Genomic DNA, 14,006 nt, shown 5'->3' with positions numbered 1-14,006 from the left:
CGCCGCGGGGTCTATGCTGATCCCATGTCGATCTGGAGCCGCATCACCGACGCGCTGGCCGCCCTCGCCTCGGGCGAGGGGCTGTCGGCCGTGCTCGACCGCCTTCGCACCCCGCCCGAGCGGTCGGTGGCCTTCACCATCGCCGTGATCGCCCTTGGCGCGAAGATGGCCAAGGCCGACGGGCAGGTGACGCGCGACGAGGTGGCCGCCTTCCGCCAGATCTTTGCGATCCCGCCCGGCGAAGAGGCCAACGCGGCCCGCGTCTTCAACCTCGCGCGGCAGGATGTGGCCGGGTTCGATGCCTATGCCCGCAAGATCAAGCGCATGTTCCGCGACGACGACCAGATCCTCGCCGATCTGGCCGAGGGGCTCTTTCACATCGCGGTGGCGGACGGCCATTATCACCCGGACGAGGACGCCTTCCTGTCCGAAGTGGCCCGGATCTTCGGGCTGAGCGATCGCTGCTTCCGCGCGCTGCGCGCCCGCTTCGTCGGCGACGCGCCGCGCGATCCCTACGACGTGCTGGGCGTGGGGCACGATGCGCCCCTGACCGAGATCCGGTCGGCCTGGAAGCGCGCCGTCCGCGACTGCCACCCGGACCGGATGGTGGCGCGCGGCGTCCCGGAAGAGGCGGTGAAGCTGGCCGAGCGGCGGCTCATCGACATCAACCGCGCCTGGGAGGAGATCAGCGCGAAACAGGCGGCGTGAATGGGACGGCGGCTGCGCATCGCGACCTACAACGTCGAGTGGTTCAACGCGCTCTTTGACGACCGCGGGCGGCTTCTGGCCGACAACGAACTCTCGGGACGCTACGAGATCACCCGCCGGAACCAGATCGAATCGCTCGGCATCGTGTTCACCGCCCTCGATGCCGACGCGATCATGGTGATCGAGGCACCGAACCACGGGCGTCGGCGCTCGACCGTCAAGGCGCTCGAGACCTTCGCCCGCACCTTCGAGCTTCGCGCCTCGCAGGCGATCATGGGCTTTGCCAACGAAACCGATCAGGAGATCGCGCTTCTGTTCGATCCGTCGCGGATCGAGGCGCGGCACGACCCGCAGACCAGCCCCAAGGCGCCGCGGTTCGACGAGATCTTCCGCTTCGACATCGACGTGGATGCCGCGCCCGAGGCGATCCGCTTCTCCAAGCCGCCTCTGGAACTGGCGGTGCGCGCCGACGGACATGCGCTGCGGATGATCGGCGTCCACGCCAAGTCCAAGGCCGGGCGCGGCGCGCGCAACGGCGCCGAAGAGGTCCGCATCGCGATCCAGAACCGCCGCCAGCAGTTGGCGGAATGTGTCTGGATCCGCAGGCGGGTGGCCGCGCTCCTGGCCCGGCACCAGAGCGTGATGGTGATGGGCGACTTCAACGACGGACCTGGGCTCGACGAATATGAAAAGCTCTTCGGCCATTCGGGGATCGAGATCGTGCTCGGCCTCGACGAGCCGCCGGAGTTGCGCCTCCACGAGCCGCATGCGCGCATGGCCCTGACCCAGCGGGTCGGCATCCAGCCCAGCTCGGCGCGCTTCTGGCTCGCGCCCGAGGACCAGTATTTCGAGGCGCTGCTCGATTTCATCATGATCTCGCCCGATCTGGCCGAAAAGGGACCGCGCTGGCGGATCTGGCATCCGCTGAACGATCCCAACTGCTTCCGCATCCCCGAACTGCAGGAGGCGCTTCTTGCCGCCTCGGATCATTTCCCGGTGACGCTGGACATCGAACTCTAGCGGGCTGCGACCGCGCGGGCCTTGCGCGTGGCGCGGGAAAGGCCGATGGTGCGCGAGACGGTTCCCGGGGGCAGCCCCGGGCCAAGAGGGAATGCGGTGCGGGCCTGTTCGGCCCCAAGCCGCGACTGCCCCCGCAACTGTAGGCGGCGAGCGCGTCCCATCATGTCCACTGGCCCAGGACAGGCCGGGAAGGACGGGACAAGCCGAGACCCGCGAGTCAGGAGACCTGCCGTCGTCGGACCTGTAACAGCCGGGCGGGGTGTCCCGGGCGCAGGGTGCGCGCGCCTGCGCCGCCCCTCCGCCTGCCCGTCCCCAAGATGCGCGGAGGGCGCGATGATCGTGACGCGGAACGGACGGACCTACAGCCTGACCCAGTGCCGACACCGGCACCAACCCTGCCTCAGCGGCCTGTCGGTGATCGAGCATCTGGCGGACTCCGCCCGCTCGACCGAGGGCCTGGTGGGGCCCGACTTCGAGATGCAGGGCTGCGTGCGCCTGACCGGATGCACCCGGCCCTGCACGGCGCTGTTCCGGCTGACGACGGGCGGGCTGCAACTCTTCTGCGATCTCGAGCCGGGCGACTGGTCGCCGGCACTCGTGCGGCTGGCCGAGCTGCTCGAGGGCGGCGGCTCGTTTGCGGGCGGTCTTCCGGCCGAGCCGGCGGCGATGGTCCTCGCCTCGGCGCCCGCGCGCCCCTCGCGGACGGGCCTGCAGCCGGAGGCGGCGCTCCATTGATCGAGACGAGGGCAGAGGCGGATGCAGCCGAAGGGTTCGCGCAGGTCGCGGGCCATCTGGGCGAGTTCCTGCAGGGCCGGCTCGGCCCTTCGGGGCCGCTGGCGCTCGTGACGCTGCCCTGCTCTGCGCTGCGGGCCGAGGCGGTTCGGATGCCCGGCCCGCTCGCCCTCGAACAGCCGGGCGCGCGGATCCTCACCCTGCCGGCCCTGCGCCGGCTGCTGTCCGCGGCCCAAGGGGCGGAAGGGCGCTTCCGCCTCATGCTCGACCTGCCGCCCGGCGGTGGCGCGGGGGCCTCGACCGCGGCCCGCGTGGCGATCCTCCGGGCGGCGGGTGTCACCGATACCGGCACCCTCGCGCGCGCCTGCCTCGCGTCGGAAGGGGCCAGCGACCCGCTGATGTTCGAGCGGCCGGAACGGCTCCTCTGGGCCTCGCGCGAGGGGCGCGTGCTGGCCGACCTGCGCCCCCTGCCACGGATGGATCTGGTCGGCGGCTTCTTCGGCGCGTCCCAGCGAACGGATCCGGCGGATCTGTCCTTCCCCGACATCGCCGATCTCGTGGCGGGGTGGGCCACGGCCGACCTTCCCGGCCTCGCGCGCCTCGCGACCCTCTCGGCCCGCCGCTGCCTCGCGCTGAGGGGGCCGGCGGACGATCCGACCGAAGCCCTGGCCGCCCGCCTCGGCGCGCTTGGCTGGGCGATCGGGCACACGGGACCCGCGCGGGCCCTGATCTTTCCCCCCGGCGCCGTCCCGCCCGCAGCAGGGGGGGCATTGCAGGCAGCCGGCTTTTCCCGCATCACCCGCTTCCGCATCGGCGGGGCCTGAGGAGGGAACATGCGCGACCACGGCGGCAACCTTGACAGCGCGGCGGCGCTCTACGGCGGCGCGGTCGCGGACTGGCTCGACCTCTCGACGGGGATCAACCGGGTGCCCTACCCGGTGCCCCCCCTGCCCCCGCGCGCCCTGACGTCGCTGCCCGATGCGGCCGCCGAGGCCCGGCTGCTGGCGTCGGCCCGGAGCGCCTACCGCACCGAGGCGCCGATGCTGCCAGTGGCGGGCGCGCAGGCGGCCATCCAGCTTGTCCCGCGGCTGGCACCCGCAGGCCGCGCCCGCATCCTCGGGCCGACCTACAACGAACATGCGGCCAGCCTGCACGCGTCGGGCTGGCAGGTCGAGGAGGTGGGCGATCTCGAGGCGCTGGCGGGCGCCGACCTTGCCGTTCTCGTCCATCCGAACAATCCCGACGGCCGGCGCCATGCGCCCCACAGCCTCCGCGCGCTGCTGCCACGGGTGGGACGGCTGCTGGTGGACGAAAGCTTCGCCGACCCGCTGCCCGAGCTTTCGCTTGCGCCCGAGGCGGGGGTGCCAGGGCTGCTGGTGCTGCGCTCGTTCGGCAAGTTCTACGGGCTGGCGGGGCTGAGGCTTGGCTTCGTGCTGGGCTCTGCCCTCGACATTGCGGCGCTGGCGCGGATGGCCGGGCCCTGGGCGGTTTCGGGTCCGGCCCTCGCAGCCGGAGAGGTGGCGCTGTCGGACCGCGACTGGGCCCGCGCGACCACCGAGCGGCTGGCGGCGGAGGGGCCGCGGCTCGACGCGCTGGCGGCCCGCATGGGCTGGCGGCTGGCGGGCGGCGCGCATCTCTTCCGCCTTTATGAGACCGAGGATGCCCGCGCCGCGCAGGAGCATCTCGCCCACGCCCGGATCTGGAGCCGGATCTTCCCCTGGTCGGACCGGCTGATCCGCCTCGGCCTGCCGGGGGGCGAGGCGGAATGGGCCCGACTCGACGCGGCTCTGCTGCCCGGAAACCGTTAGAAGCCTGCGGCGTGACAAGTGTCGGCGCGGCGCCTCACCCCTCGGGGGCACCGCCCGAGAAGTTGCGATAGAGGAATCGGTCCGAGCCCGCCTCCGCCTCGGCGCCCGCAAGCGAGAAGAGCCCCGCGTGAAGCGGCGACTTGGCGCAGGCTGGATCGGTCGCCGCCGCATCGCCCGCAAGCGCAAAGGCCTGGCAGCGGCAGCCGCCGAAGTCCTCTTCGGCGTGGATGCAGGACCGGCAGGGCTCTTGCATCCAGGCCGTGCCGCGGTAGAGGTTCAGCGCCTCGGACCGCTGCCAGATCTCGGCCAGCGGCGCCTCGCGCACCGAATCGAACCGCAGCCCGGTGATCGTCTCGGCGGCGTGGCAGGGCAGAACCTTCCCCGAGGGCGAGATGTTGAAGAACTGCCGTGCCCAGCCCCCCATGCAGGTCTTGGGGCGCACCGCGTAATAGTCGGGGATCACATAGTCGATGGCGAGCACGCCCGCGAGGCGCGCCTGCGCCTCCTCGACCGTCCGCGTCGCCTCGTCGAGCTGGGCCAGCGTCGGCATCAGGGCCGCACGGTTCTTCAGCGCCCAGCCGTAGTATTGCACATGCGCCACCTCGAGCCGCTGCGCCCCCATCTCGACCGCCACCTCGATGATCCGGGGCAGCTCGTCCAGGTTCTGGCGGTGCATCACCGCGTTGAGCGTCAGCGCCATGCCCGCCTCGCGCACCCAGCCCGCGGCCTCGATCTTTCGGGCGTGACCGCCGCGGAAGCCGCCGATCCGTTCGGCCAGGGCCGCGCTCGCGCCCTGAAGGCTCACCTGCACATGGGCCAGCCCCGCCTCGGCCAGTTCGGCCACTTTCGCCGGCGTGAACATCACCGCCGAGGTGATGAGGTTGGTGTAGAGCCCCGCACGGTCGGCATGGGCCACAAGCTCCACCAGATCGCGCCGCACCAGCGGCTCGCCGCCCGAGAAATGGATCTGCAGCACCCCCAGCGCGGCCAGTTCCCCGATCACCCGCTGCCACTCGTCGGTCGAAAGCTCGCGGCTCGCGGCCTCCAGCTCGACCGGGTTCGAGCAATAGGGGCATTGCAGCGGACAGCGGTGGGTCAGCTCGGCCAGCACGGCCATCGGCAGACCGGGCGCGGTGCCCCGCGCAGGGCTGGTGTCGGTGAAGGCGCGATCGTCCATCAGGCGGCTTCCTTGTCGATCAGATAGCCCCGGTCGGCCAGATCCTGCAGCAACGCCAGAACCTCGCGCGCGATGACGCCGGGCTCGGCGCGATATTTCTGCTCGAGCACGGCCGTCAGCCCCGCCACGGTCGCCTGCCCGTCGCAGGCCTGCAGGATCTCGACGCAGATCTCGTCGGGCGTCATCACCCGCTCGGGCACCAGAAGCACCCACCGCTCCCGGTTCTGGTCGAAGCGCAGGCGGGCGTGGCGCGCAAGCGCCGGCACGCTTTCGGCCGAGAGGTGAAGGCGGCTCACCGCATCTCCTCCGGGACGAAGGCACCGGGCGGGACATGGCCCAGCACATAGGCATGATGCAGCGCGTCGAGCTGGGTCCAGAGCACCTGCGTCTTGAAGATCAGCGCGTTGCAGACCGCCGCACGCTCTTGCGGCGTGCGGGCGTGCTCACGCACATAGCGCAGGGCGTAATCGGCATCGCGCGGCGCCTGACTGAGACGGCGCTGAAAATAGGCCATCACGGTCGGGTTCACGAAGTCGTAATGCGCAAGCATCCCCGAGATCCGCTCGGCGTGGATGTGGGGCGCGAAAAGCTCGGTCAGGCAGGGGGCGATGGCCTCGAGCGGGCTCTGGTCCCGGACGAAATGGACATAGGCATCCACCGCAAAGCGCGTGGCGGGCAGGATGCCGTCGGTCGCTTCCACATAGGCGCGGTCGAGGCCGAGCGCATCGGTCAGCACGAGCCAGCGGTCGATCCCGCCCTCGGCCCCTTCGGCCCCGTCGTGATCCTCGAGCCGGTGGCGCCATTCCACGCGGGTCGCCCGGTCGCGAAAGCGTGAGATCACCACCGCATCCTTCACCGGGATCGAGCACTGGTAGTAGTAGCGGTTCAGCGCCCAGGCCTGCACCTGCCCCCTGGTCAGCTGGCCGCCGTGCAGCAGGTGATGGAATGGGTGGCGGTCGTGATAGCGCGCCGCACCGATCTCGCGCAGGCGCTCTTCCATCGCGTCGGCGCTGTCGAGGGGGCGGGCGGGAGAGAGGGTGGGCGTCAGGTCGAGGCTCATGCGACGAACTCCATTCCGGGGGCGGGCACGCACCAGCCGGCCCGCTCGGCGGCCGCACGCTCGGGCGTGCCGGGGATCAGCACCGGGTTCGAATTGTTGATGTGGACAAAGACCTTGCGGCCGATGCCGAGCGGCTCGAGCGCGGCCATCGCCCCGTCGGGCCCGCTGATCGAGATATGGCCCATGCGCCGGCCGGTCTTCTGCGACAGGCCCGCGCGGATCATCTCGTCGTCGGTCCAGAGCGTGCCGTCGAAGAAGACCAGATCCGCCCCCCTGAGCCGCCCGGCCAGCGCGGGCGTGACCTCCGCGCAGCCGGGCAGGATGAAGGCGCGGCGGCCGCCGGCCGACAGTTCGAGACCGATGCTGTCGCCTTCCGCCGCCCCCTCCTCCTCGCGCCAGAGCGCGGGCTTTCCGGGAACCGTGAAGGAGCGGATCGTGAGGCCCGAGGGCCGCCCGTCCGCCAGAAGCGGCTCGAACGGCACCTCGGGCAGCATGGCGCGGCGCGGCACGATCTCGTCGCGCAGGACGCCGAAGATCGGGTTCGCGGCCAGCACCGACAGGACGTCGGGATGGGCATGGATGGCAAAGGGCCAGCCTTCGCGAAGCGTCAGAAGCCCGGCCACCGCGTCCACCTCGGCGTTGGTCAGGACCACGCCCGCGATCGGGGAATGACGCAGCCCCTCGCGCGGATGCAGGGCGGGTGTGTCGAGGATCTGCTGGCGCAGGTCGGGCGAGGCGTTGATCAGGAACCAGTGCTCGCCGTCCGCGCTGGCGGCCAGCGCGCACTGGCCGTTGCGCAGCGCGGGCTTGTCCCGCGCCTCGCGGCAGCCCGCGCAGTTGCAGTTCCACTGCGGCAGGCCGCCGCCTGCTGCGGAGCCGAGGACGATGATCCGAAGCATCGCAGCAGGCTCCACTCGTTACTTGCGCTTGGCGCAGGAATACATGTTGATTTCCATCCCCACCGGGGTCTCGTCGTAACGCGGGGTCTTCCAGGCCATTCGCTTCTCCTCCTCTGCGATGGATGCCGCCGGGGCGGCTGCCCTCGAGTATGGAGATGCGGCAAATCGTCGCCAGCTATGCCGCCGATAGGCCGGGCCTATGGGCGGGCCAGCAGCGGCGGCAGCGGCGCGATGGGCGGCAGGCGGACGGCGCGGCCCGCCGCCTGAAGCGCCTCGATCACGGCGGCGTGGCGGCCGGCGCGGTGCTGCGCGGGCTGGATCAGCGCCACGATCCGCCGCGGTTCCATCCCCGCGTGATAGAGGCGCAGGCCCGGCGCTTGCGCCACCGAAAGCGCGGGCACGATGCACACCCCGAGCCCCGCCCGCACCATCGAGAGCGCCGTCTCGAAGCTGCGCACCCGCGCGGTCATGCGGTTGCGCGGCAGCATCTCGGCAAACCAGCTTTCGATGCGGCGGCTGTGCTGGGTGCCGAAGGCGATCTGGATCGAGGCGTTCAGGATGGCCTGCTGCTCCTCGGGCAGGTCCTCAAGACGGCGGACCGCACCGAGATCCACCGCTTCGGGCACGGCCAGCACGGTGGGATCGTTCATGATCGGGATCTGCAGGAACCCCGTGCTGGCCTCGGAGACGGAATTGGCGGCCAGAAGCCCGATGTCCGCGCGCCGGGAATAGAGCATCTCGAGCACGTCGGCGGGCGCACCCTCCAGCAAATCGCACTCGGTCGTGCCGTCGAGGTCCAGATGCTTGAGCGCCTCGGGCAGGATGGTGCGCAGAAGCGACTCGACCCCCGCCAGCCGCAGCGGATGGCGCGCGCCGCTGGCGTAGGTCGCGAGCGTGTCCTCGAGCTCCTGCATCCCGCGCAGGACGGGCTCGGCCTTGCGCAGAAGCAGGATGCCGGCCTCGGTCAGGATCATCCGGTTCGACCGCCGGGTGAAGAGCGCAAAGCCCAGCGACTGTTCCAGCCCGATGATCTGCTGCGAGAGCGACGGCTGCGCGATGCCCAGAAGCTTGGCCGCGCCCGTCAGCGACTGGGACTGCGCCACCGCCCAGAAGGCGCGCAGCTTGCGCAGCGTCAGCTCGGGCCCGGCGGCGGCGGCCAGCCGCAACTCGGGCCCGTCGATCTTGCGGGCCAGATCATTCATGCAGGTCTCCTCCCCGTGGAAGTCTGTCAGGCGGCGAAGGTTCCGTCTCCTCCGACAAAGGGAGGACGGCGGGCGCGTCATCGGCGCTTCGTGAAATGCCGCGGACCTCGCGGTCTTGGCAAATGCGCGCCGACGCGCGAGAAGGCGCCGGGGACAGCACGAGGGATCAGCATGCCTGCGGTGATGATTCAGGGCACCGGCTCGGACGTGGGCAAGTCGCTTCTGGTGGCGGGCCTGTGCCGCGCGGCCCGCAGGCGGGGGCTGTCGGTCGCGCCGTTCAAGCCGCAGAACATGTCCAACAACGCGGCCGTCACCGCCGACGGCGGCGAGATCGGCCGGGCGCAGGCGCTGCAGGCACGGGCTGCGGGGCTCGAGCCGATGACCGACATGAACCCGGTGCTGCTCAAGCCCGAGAGCGACCAGGGATCGCAGGTGATCGTGCAGGGCCGGCGTGTCGGCACCCTGCGCGCCCGCGACTGGTTCGAGCGCAAGCCCGCGCTGATGGCGCCGGTGCTCGAGAGCTTCGGGCGGCTGACGGCGGCCCATGACCTCGTGATCGTCGAGGGGGCGGGCAGCCCGGCGGAGGTCAACCTCCGCCGTGGCGACATCGCGAACATGGGGTTTGCGCGCGCGGCAAACGTGCCGGTGGTGCTGGCCGGGGACATCGACCGCGGCGGGGTGATCGCGCAGATCGTGGGCACGCAGGCCGTGATCGACCCCGAGGATGCCGCGATGGTGGCGGGGTTTCTCGTCAACAAGTTCCGCGGCGATGTGCGGCTCTTCGACGAGGGCTACCGGCTGATCGAGGCCCGGACCGGCTGGCGCGGCTATGGCGTGGTGCCGTTCTTTCCGCAGGCCGCGCTCCTGCCGGCCGAGGATGCGCTCGACCTCGGGCGGCCCACCGGGCAAGGCGCGCTGACGGTGGCCTGGCTCGCCTTCTCGCGCGTGGCCAACTTCGACGATCTCGACCCGCTGAAGCAGGAGCCGGGCCTGACGGTGGTCATGGTGCGCCCGGGCCAGCCGATCCCGGCCGAGGCCGATCTGGTGATTCTGCCCGGCACGAAATCCACCCGCGGCGACCTCGCCTTCTTGCGCACGCAGGGGTGGGACGTGGATCTGCTGGCCCACCACCGGCGCGGAGGGCGGGTGCTGGGGATCTGCGGCGGCTACCAGATGCTGGGGCGAACAGTAGCCGATCCGCAAGGGCTTGAGGGGGAGCCCGGTGTGACCGAGGGGCTCGGGCTGCTGGACGTCACCACCGTCATGCATCCCGACAAGCGCCTGACCCGTGTCGAGGGCCGGCATCTTGCCAGCGGCGAGACGCTCTCGGGATACGAGATCCACATCGGCGCGACGGACGGCCCCGACTGCGCCCGCCCCTTTGCCGAGGTGGACGGGCGGCCCGAAGGCGCGGGGTCACCCGACGGGCGGGTGACGGGCAGCTACCTGCACGGGATGTTCGGCTCCGATCGGTTCCGCGCCGCCTTCCTCCGCAGTCTCGGCGCCCGGACGTCCGATCTCGCCTACGATGCGCGGGTCGAGACGGTGCTCGATTCGCTCGCCGATCATCTCGAGGCTCATCTCGATGTGGCGGGGCTGCTGGCGCTGGCGCGCTGACGGCCGCCCGGCACGCCCTCGCCCATGCCGGCGGCCTGCGCCGTCGCGCCTCTAGGTGATCCTCGCAGCATCGCCTATATTCGGCTCATGAAACGGATTGCGACCATCCTTGCCCTCTGCCTCGTCCTGACTCCGGCTCAGGCGCAGGAAGGGCCCGGCCTTGCGCCGGACGAAGAGATGGAAGAGGGCTTCAGCCTGCTGAACGAGGGCGCGAAGCTGCTGTTCCGGGGTCTGATCGACCGGATGGAGCCCACGATGCGCGACATGGGCGAGGCGATGGGCGAGTTGCAGCCCGCTCTGCGCGACCTGCTGGCCAAGGTGGACGATCTGCGCAACTACGAGGCGCCGGAGCGGCTGCCCAACGGCGACATCATCATCCGCCGCAAGCCGGACGCGCCGCCCCTGCCCGAAGCGCCGCCCGAGGCCGGGACGGACGCACCGGGCATCGAGCTCTGATCAGCCCTTGGCCCGCACCGTCTGCAGCAGCGGCATCACATCGGCCATCTCGGGCCCATGCGCCTGCCCGGTGAGCGCCTTGCGCAGCGGCATGAAGAGCCCCTTGCCCTTGCGCCCCGTCGCCTCCTTGACCGCCGCGGTCCACTGGCCCCAGGTCTCGGGCCCGTAGGGCGGCTCGGGCAGGAGCGCCATGGCCTGCCGGATGAAATCGGCATCCTCGGGATCGATCTGCGGCTCGGCCCCTTCCGAGAAGAGCGTCCACCAGCCGCCCAGATCCTCGAGCACGGCGATATTGTCCTTGGCGACGCGCCAGAAGGGCTCGGCCAGCGCATCGGGCACGCCAAGGCCCGCAATCCGCTCGCGGACCGCGTCGAAGGGCAGGCCCTGCACATAGTGGCGGGTCAGGGGGAAGAGATCCTCGGCGTCGAACTTGGTGGGCGCCGCGCCGAAGGTGCCGACGTCAAACCCCGCCAGAAGCTCTTCATGGGTGCGGAACAGTTCGACCGGCTGTGAGGAGCCCAGCCGCGCCATCAGCGACAGAAGCGCCATCGGCTCTACCCCGCGCTCGCGCAGATCGCGCAGCGACAGCGTGCCGAGCCGCTTCGAGAGCGCCTCGCCCTGCGCCCCCGTCAGCAGCGAATGGTGCGCGAAGGAGGGCGGCGTGCCGCCCATCGCCTGCATGATCTGGATCTGGGTGGCCGTGTTCGTTACGTGGTCGGCGCCGCGGACGATGAAGGTCACGCCCATGTCGATGTCATCGACCGACGAGGCGAAGGTGTAGAGCACCTGCCCGTCCGCGCGGATCAGCACCGGGTCGGACACGCTGGCCGCGTCGATCGAGATCGGGCCGAGGATGCCGTCGGTCCACTCGATGCGCTCCTGATCGAGCAGGAATCGCCAGTAGCCGCCCCGCTCCTCGCGCAGCCGCGCCCGGTCCTCGTCCGACAGCTTGAGCGCCGCGCGGTCATAGACCGGGGGCTTGCCCATGTTGAGCAGCTTCTTGCGCTTCAGGTCCAGCTCGGTCGGGCTCTCGAAACATTCGTAGAAGCGCCCGGCGCGGCGCAGGTCCTCGGCGGCCTCGGCGTAGCGGTCGAGCCGGTCCGACTGCCGCTCGAGCCGGTCCCATGTCAGGCCCAGCCACTCGAGATCCTGCATGATCGCGTCGGAATATTCCTGCTTCGACCGCTCGCGGTCGGTATCGTCCAGGCGCAGGATGAAGGTGCCGCCGGACTTGCGGGCGATGGCCCAGTTCATCAGCGCGGTGCGCAGATTGCCCACATGGATGAAGCCGGTGGGCGACGGAGCGAAGCGTGTAACGGTGGTCATGGCGGCTCTCCTGATCCCGTTCCTGTTTCACAAGGCGGCGCGATTGTCCAGTTCGGCGCCCGTTGCCGCCAGTCCGTCCGGCGCAGGCCCGCAGGACCATGTGCCGCGTGCCCGCGCCGAGACTTCCCGCCGTGCATCCCCCGCCCTATCATGGGCGCATGACCCATGACCTGGCCCAGGCCACCGCCCCCGACCTCGATCTGCTGGAACGGCTCGCCCGCGAGGCGGTGGGGGGCCTTCCCGACGCCTGGCGCGGAGCGGCCTCGGCCGTGCTTCTCAGGGTGGCGGACCTTCCGCCCGACGAGATCCTCGACGAGATGGAGATCGACGACCCCTACGAGTTGACCGGCCTCTACGAGGGGATCCCCCTCACCGAGAAGTCGGTGATGGATCAGCCGATGCAGCCCGACGCGATCTGGCTCTTCCGCAGGCCGATCCTCGACGAATGGGTCGAACGGGGCGATGTCACCCTGCGCGAGCTTGTGACCCATGTGATGATCCACGAGCTCGCCCATCATTTCGGCTGGTCCGACGACGACATCGCCGCCATCGACCCCTGGTGGGAGTGACCGGCTCCGCGGCGGCGCGCCGATCATCTTTTCGTCAGAAGTGGTGCAGGCGGGGCCGGCCCGGCTACCATCAGCGCCGACGCCACGTTGACCCGGAGGAAGCCGATGACCCTGACCCGCCGCCATGCCCTTCTGGCCGGGGCCACCCTGCCCCTCGTTCCCGCCTTCGCACCGCTGGCCCACGCAGCCGCCGACAAGCTGGGCGCGGCCACGCCCCCCTTCCGGCGCTACAACCTCGGCTCCTTCGAGGTGACGCCGCTGCTGGCCGGCACGCGGGTGCAGGAGGATCCCAAGGCGATCTTCGCAGGCAACGTGCCGCAGGAAGAGTTCGAGGCCGCCGCGCACGCGGCCTTCCTGCCGACCGACCGGGCGCAGGGTTTCTTCACCCCGACGCTGGTCAACACGGGGTCCGAGCTGATCCTGTTCGACACCGGCCTTTCGCAGGAAGGGATCCTGGCCGCGCTCGAGGCGGCGGGCCATTCCGCCGACGAGGTGGATCTTGTGGTGATCACCCACATGCACGGCGACCATATCGGCGGGCTGATGGAGGGAGAGACGCCCACCTTCGCCAATGCCCGCTACCTCACCGGGCAGGTGGAGAACGACCATTGGTCGGCGCAGCAGAACGAGGGCTATGAGGGCAAGATCCGCCCGCTGCTCGAGACGATGTCCTTCGTGGCGGGCGGCGACGAGGCGGCCCCCGGCATCACCGCGGTCGAGGCCTTCGGCCATACGCCGGGGCACATGGCCTGGCGGCTCGAGAGCGACGGGCAGGCCCTGATGCTGACCGCGGATGCCGCGAACCATTATGTCTTCTCGCTCGGCCATCCCGACTGGGAGGTGCGCTTCGACATGGACAAGGCCGCCGCCGCCACGCGCCGCGCCCTGTTCGGGCAGATCGCCGAAGAGCGCATCCCCTTCATCGGCTACCACATGCCCTTCCCGGCGGTGGGCTATGTCGAGACCTCGGGCGACGGCTTCCGCTTCGTGCCCGAGAGCTACCAGCTCATGCTGAACGGCTGAGCCGGAGGCGCCGGCCCCGGCTGAGCCTTCCGCGCGATCGTCAATCCAGGCGGAAGGTCTTGTCGCGGCCGGTGGCCCCTCGGACCAGGGTCAGCCGGCTCTTGGCCACGCCGAGCGCCTTTGCCAGCACCTCGGTCACCGCGCGGTTCGCCTTGCCGTCCTCGGGCGCGCAGGTGACATGGACCCGGACGGTGCCCTCCAGCACCTCGATCCCCTCGCGCGAGGCGCGCGGGGTCACCCGCACGGCGAAGGGCACGCCCGGCATGGCAAGATCACGAAGCGTCGGCTCGGTCATGGCTTCCCCCTTGCGCAAGTCCTAGCGCGGACGCAGGCTCCGCGCAAAGGGAGGGCTGCGTAATGCGGAAGTCAAGCGGCGTTCTTGAGCGGATCGAAGGTCTGGCGGGTCTGG

Annotated in this window: 17 protein-coding genes and 1 riboswitch; of the genes, 9 read left to right on the top strand and 8 right to left on the bottom strand. The window is 70.7% G+C overall.

Translation table 11 applies throughout. The features are described 5' to 3' along the window. The first annotated feature begins 24 nt into the window (after window positions 1-24). From FG154_RS17095 to cobD, 5 genes are all read left to right on the top strand, one after another. Window positions 25-708, top strand: a complete 684-nt coding sequence (locus tag FG154_RS17095; RefSeq protein ID WP_145110524.1) for a molecular chaperone DjiA — start codon at window positions 25-27, stop codon at window positions 706-708. Beyond that, window positions 709-1,728 carry an endonuclease/exonuclease/phosphatase family protein gene (locus tag FG154_RS17090; RefSeq protein ID WP_145110521.1) on the top strand — a complete coding sequence of 340 codons (1,020 nt, stop codon included), beginning with the start codon at window positions 709-711 and terminating at the stop codon, window positions 1,726-1,728. A 41-nt stretch (window positions 1,729-1,769) separates the two neighbouring features. Continuing rightward, window positions 1,770-1,976: riboswitch (cobalamin riboswitch) on the top strand. 85 nt (window positions 1,977-2,061) lie between these two features. Next, window positions 2,062-2,463 (top strand): hypothetical protein, encoded by a 402-nt coding sequence (locus FG154_RS17085; protein ID WP_145110518.1) that lies wholly within the window; start codon window positions 2,062-2,064, stop codon window positions 2,461-2,463. Further along, on the top strand, window positions 2,460-3,284 hold the full coding sequence (locus FG154_RS17080; protein ID WP_145110515.1) for a propanediol utilization protein: 825 nt from the start codon (window positions 2,460-2,462) through the stop codon (window positions 3,282-3,284). The genes FG154_RS17085 and FG154_RS17080 overlap by 4 nt, the downstream gene beginning before the upstream one ends. Before the next feature lie 9 nt (window positions 3,285-3,293). Beyond that, a complete protein-coding gene (gene cobD / locus FG154_RS17075) occupies window positions 3,294-4,268 on the top strand; it encodes a threonine-phosphate decarboxylase CobD (RefSeq protein WP_145110512.1) in 975 nt (324 codons plus the stop codon). A gap of 34 nt (window positions 4,269-4,302) precedes the next feature. On the opposite strand, the gene pqqE is transcribed toward cobD, so the two are convergent. The 6 genes from pqqE to FG154_RS17045 all read right to left on the bottom strand — a co-directional run bounded on the left by pqqE (window position 4,303) and on the right by FG154_RS17045 (window position 8,606). Then, window positions 4,303-5,445 (bottom strand): pyrroloquinoline quinone biosynthesis protein PqqE, encoded by a 1,143-nt coding sequence (gene pqqE, locus FG154_RS17070; RefSeq protein WP_145110509.1) that lies wholly within the window; start codon window positions 5,443-5,445, stop codon window positions 4,303-4,305. Next, a complete protein-coding gene (pqqD, locus tag FG154_RS17065) occupies window positions 5,445-5,741 on the bottom strand; it encodes a pyrroloquinoline quinone biosynthesis peptide chaperone PqqD (RefSeq protein ID WP_145110506.1) in 297 nt (98 codons plus the stop codon). Before pqqD ends, pqqE begins: the two co-directional genes overlap by 1 nt. Beyond that, window positions 5,738-6,505 (bottom strand): pyrroloquinoline-quinone synthase PqqC, encoded by a 768-nt coding sequence (pqqC, locus tag FG154_RS17060; protein WP_145110502.1) that lies wholly within the window; start codon window positions 6,503-6,505, stop codon window positions 5,738-5,740. Before pqqC ends, pqqD begins: the two co-directional genes overlap by 4 nt. Next, window positions 6,502-7,404 carry a pyrroloquinoline quinone biosynthesis protein PqqB gene (pqqB, locus tag FG154_RS17055; RefSeq protein WP_145110499.1) on the bottom strand — a complete coding sequence of 301 codons (903 nt, stop codon included), beginning with the start codon at window positions 7,402-7,404 and terminating at the stop codon, window positions 6,502-6,504. Before pqqB ends, pqqC begins: the two co-directional genes overlap by 4 nt. An 18-nt stretch (window positions 7,405-7,422) precedes the next feature. Continuing rightward, window positions 7,423-7,503 (bottom strand): pyrroloquinoline quinone precursor peptide PqqA, encoded by an 81-nt coding sequence (pqqA, locus tag FG154_RS17050; RefSeq protein WP_002720979.1) that lies wholly within the window; start codon window positions 7,501-7,503, stop codon window positions 7,423-7,425. A 98-nt stretch (window positions 7,504-7,601) separates the two neighbouring features. Further along, window positions 7,602-8,606: a LysR family transcriptional regulator gene (locus FG154_RS17045; RefSeq protein ID WP_145110496.1), complete on the bottom strand. Its 1,005-nt coding sequence runs from the start codon at window positions 8,604-8,606 to the stop codon at window positions 7,602-7,604. Between the two features lie 171 nt (window positions 8,607-8,777). On the opposite strand from FG154_RS17045, the gene FG154_RS17040 reads away from it, so the two are divergent. Further along, window positions 8,778-10,223, top strand: a complete 1,446-nt coding sequence (locus FG154_RS17040) for a cobyric acid synthase (RefSeq protein WP_145110493.1) — start codon at window positions 8,778-8,780, stop codon at window positions 10,221-10,223. 87 nt (window positions 10,224-10,310) lie between these two features. Further along, window positions 10,311-10,679 (top strand): AAA+ family ATPase, encoded by a 369-nt coding sequence (locus tag FG154_RS17035; protein ID WP_145110491.1) that lies wholly within the window; start codon window positions 10,311-10,313, stop codon window positions 10,677-10,679. On the opposite strand, the gene gltX is transcribed toward FG154_RS17035, so the two are convergent. Next, window positions 10,680-12,005, bottom strand: coding sequence for a glutamate--tRNA ligase (gene gltX / locus FG154_RS17030; RefSeq protein WP_145110488.1), 1,326 nt, complete (start codon window positions 12,003-12,005; stop codon window positions 10,680-10,682). A 158-nt stretch (window positions 12,006-12,163) separates the two neighbouring features. On the opposite strand from gltX, the gene FG154_RS17025 reads away from it, so the two are divergent. After that, a complete protein-coding gene (locus FG154_RS17025) occupies window positions 12,164-12,574 on the top strand; it encodes a metallopeptidase family protein (protein WP_145110485.1) in 411 nt (136 codons plus the stop codon). A 105-nt stretch (window positions 12,575-12,679) separates the two neighbouring features. Beyond that, window positions 12,680-13,597: an MBL fold metallo-hydrolase gene (locus tag FG154_RS17020; RefSeq protein ID WP_145110482.1), complete on the top strand. Its 918-nt coding sequence runs from the start codon at window positions 12,680-12,682 to the stop codon at window positions 13,595-13,597. 40 nt (window positions 13,598-13,637) lie between these two features. On the opposite strand, the gene FG154_RS17015 is transcribed toward FG154_RS17020, so the two are convergent. After that, window positions 13,638-13,892 (bottom strand): DUF167 domain-containing protein, encoded by a 255-nt coding sequence (locus tag FG154_RS17015; protein ID WP_145110479.1) that lies wholly within the window; start codon window positions 13,890-13,892, stop codon window positions 13,638-13,640. Between the last annotated feature and the right edge of the window lie 114 nt (window positions 13,893-14,006).

The organism is Cereibacter sediminicola (genome assembly GCF_007668225.1).
Classification (GTDB): Bacteria; Pseudomonadota; Alphaproteobacteria; order Rhodobacterales; family Rhodobacteraceae; genus Cereibacter_A; species Cereibacter_A azotoformans.
Note: the sequence above shows the minus strand (reverse complement) of the source record. Positions and strands in the feature narration are given on the sequence as shown.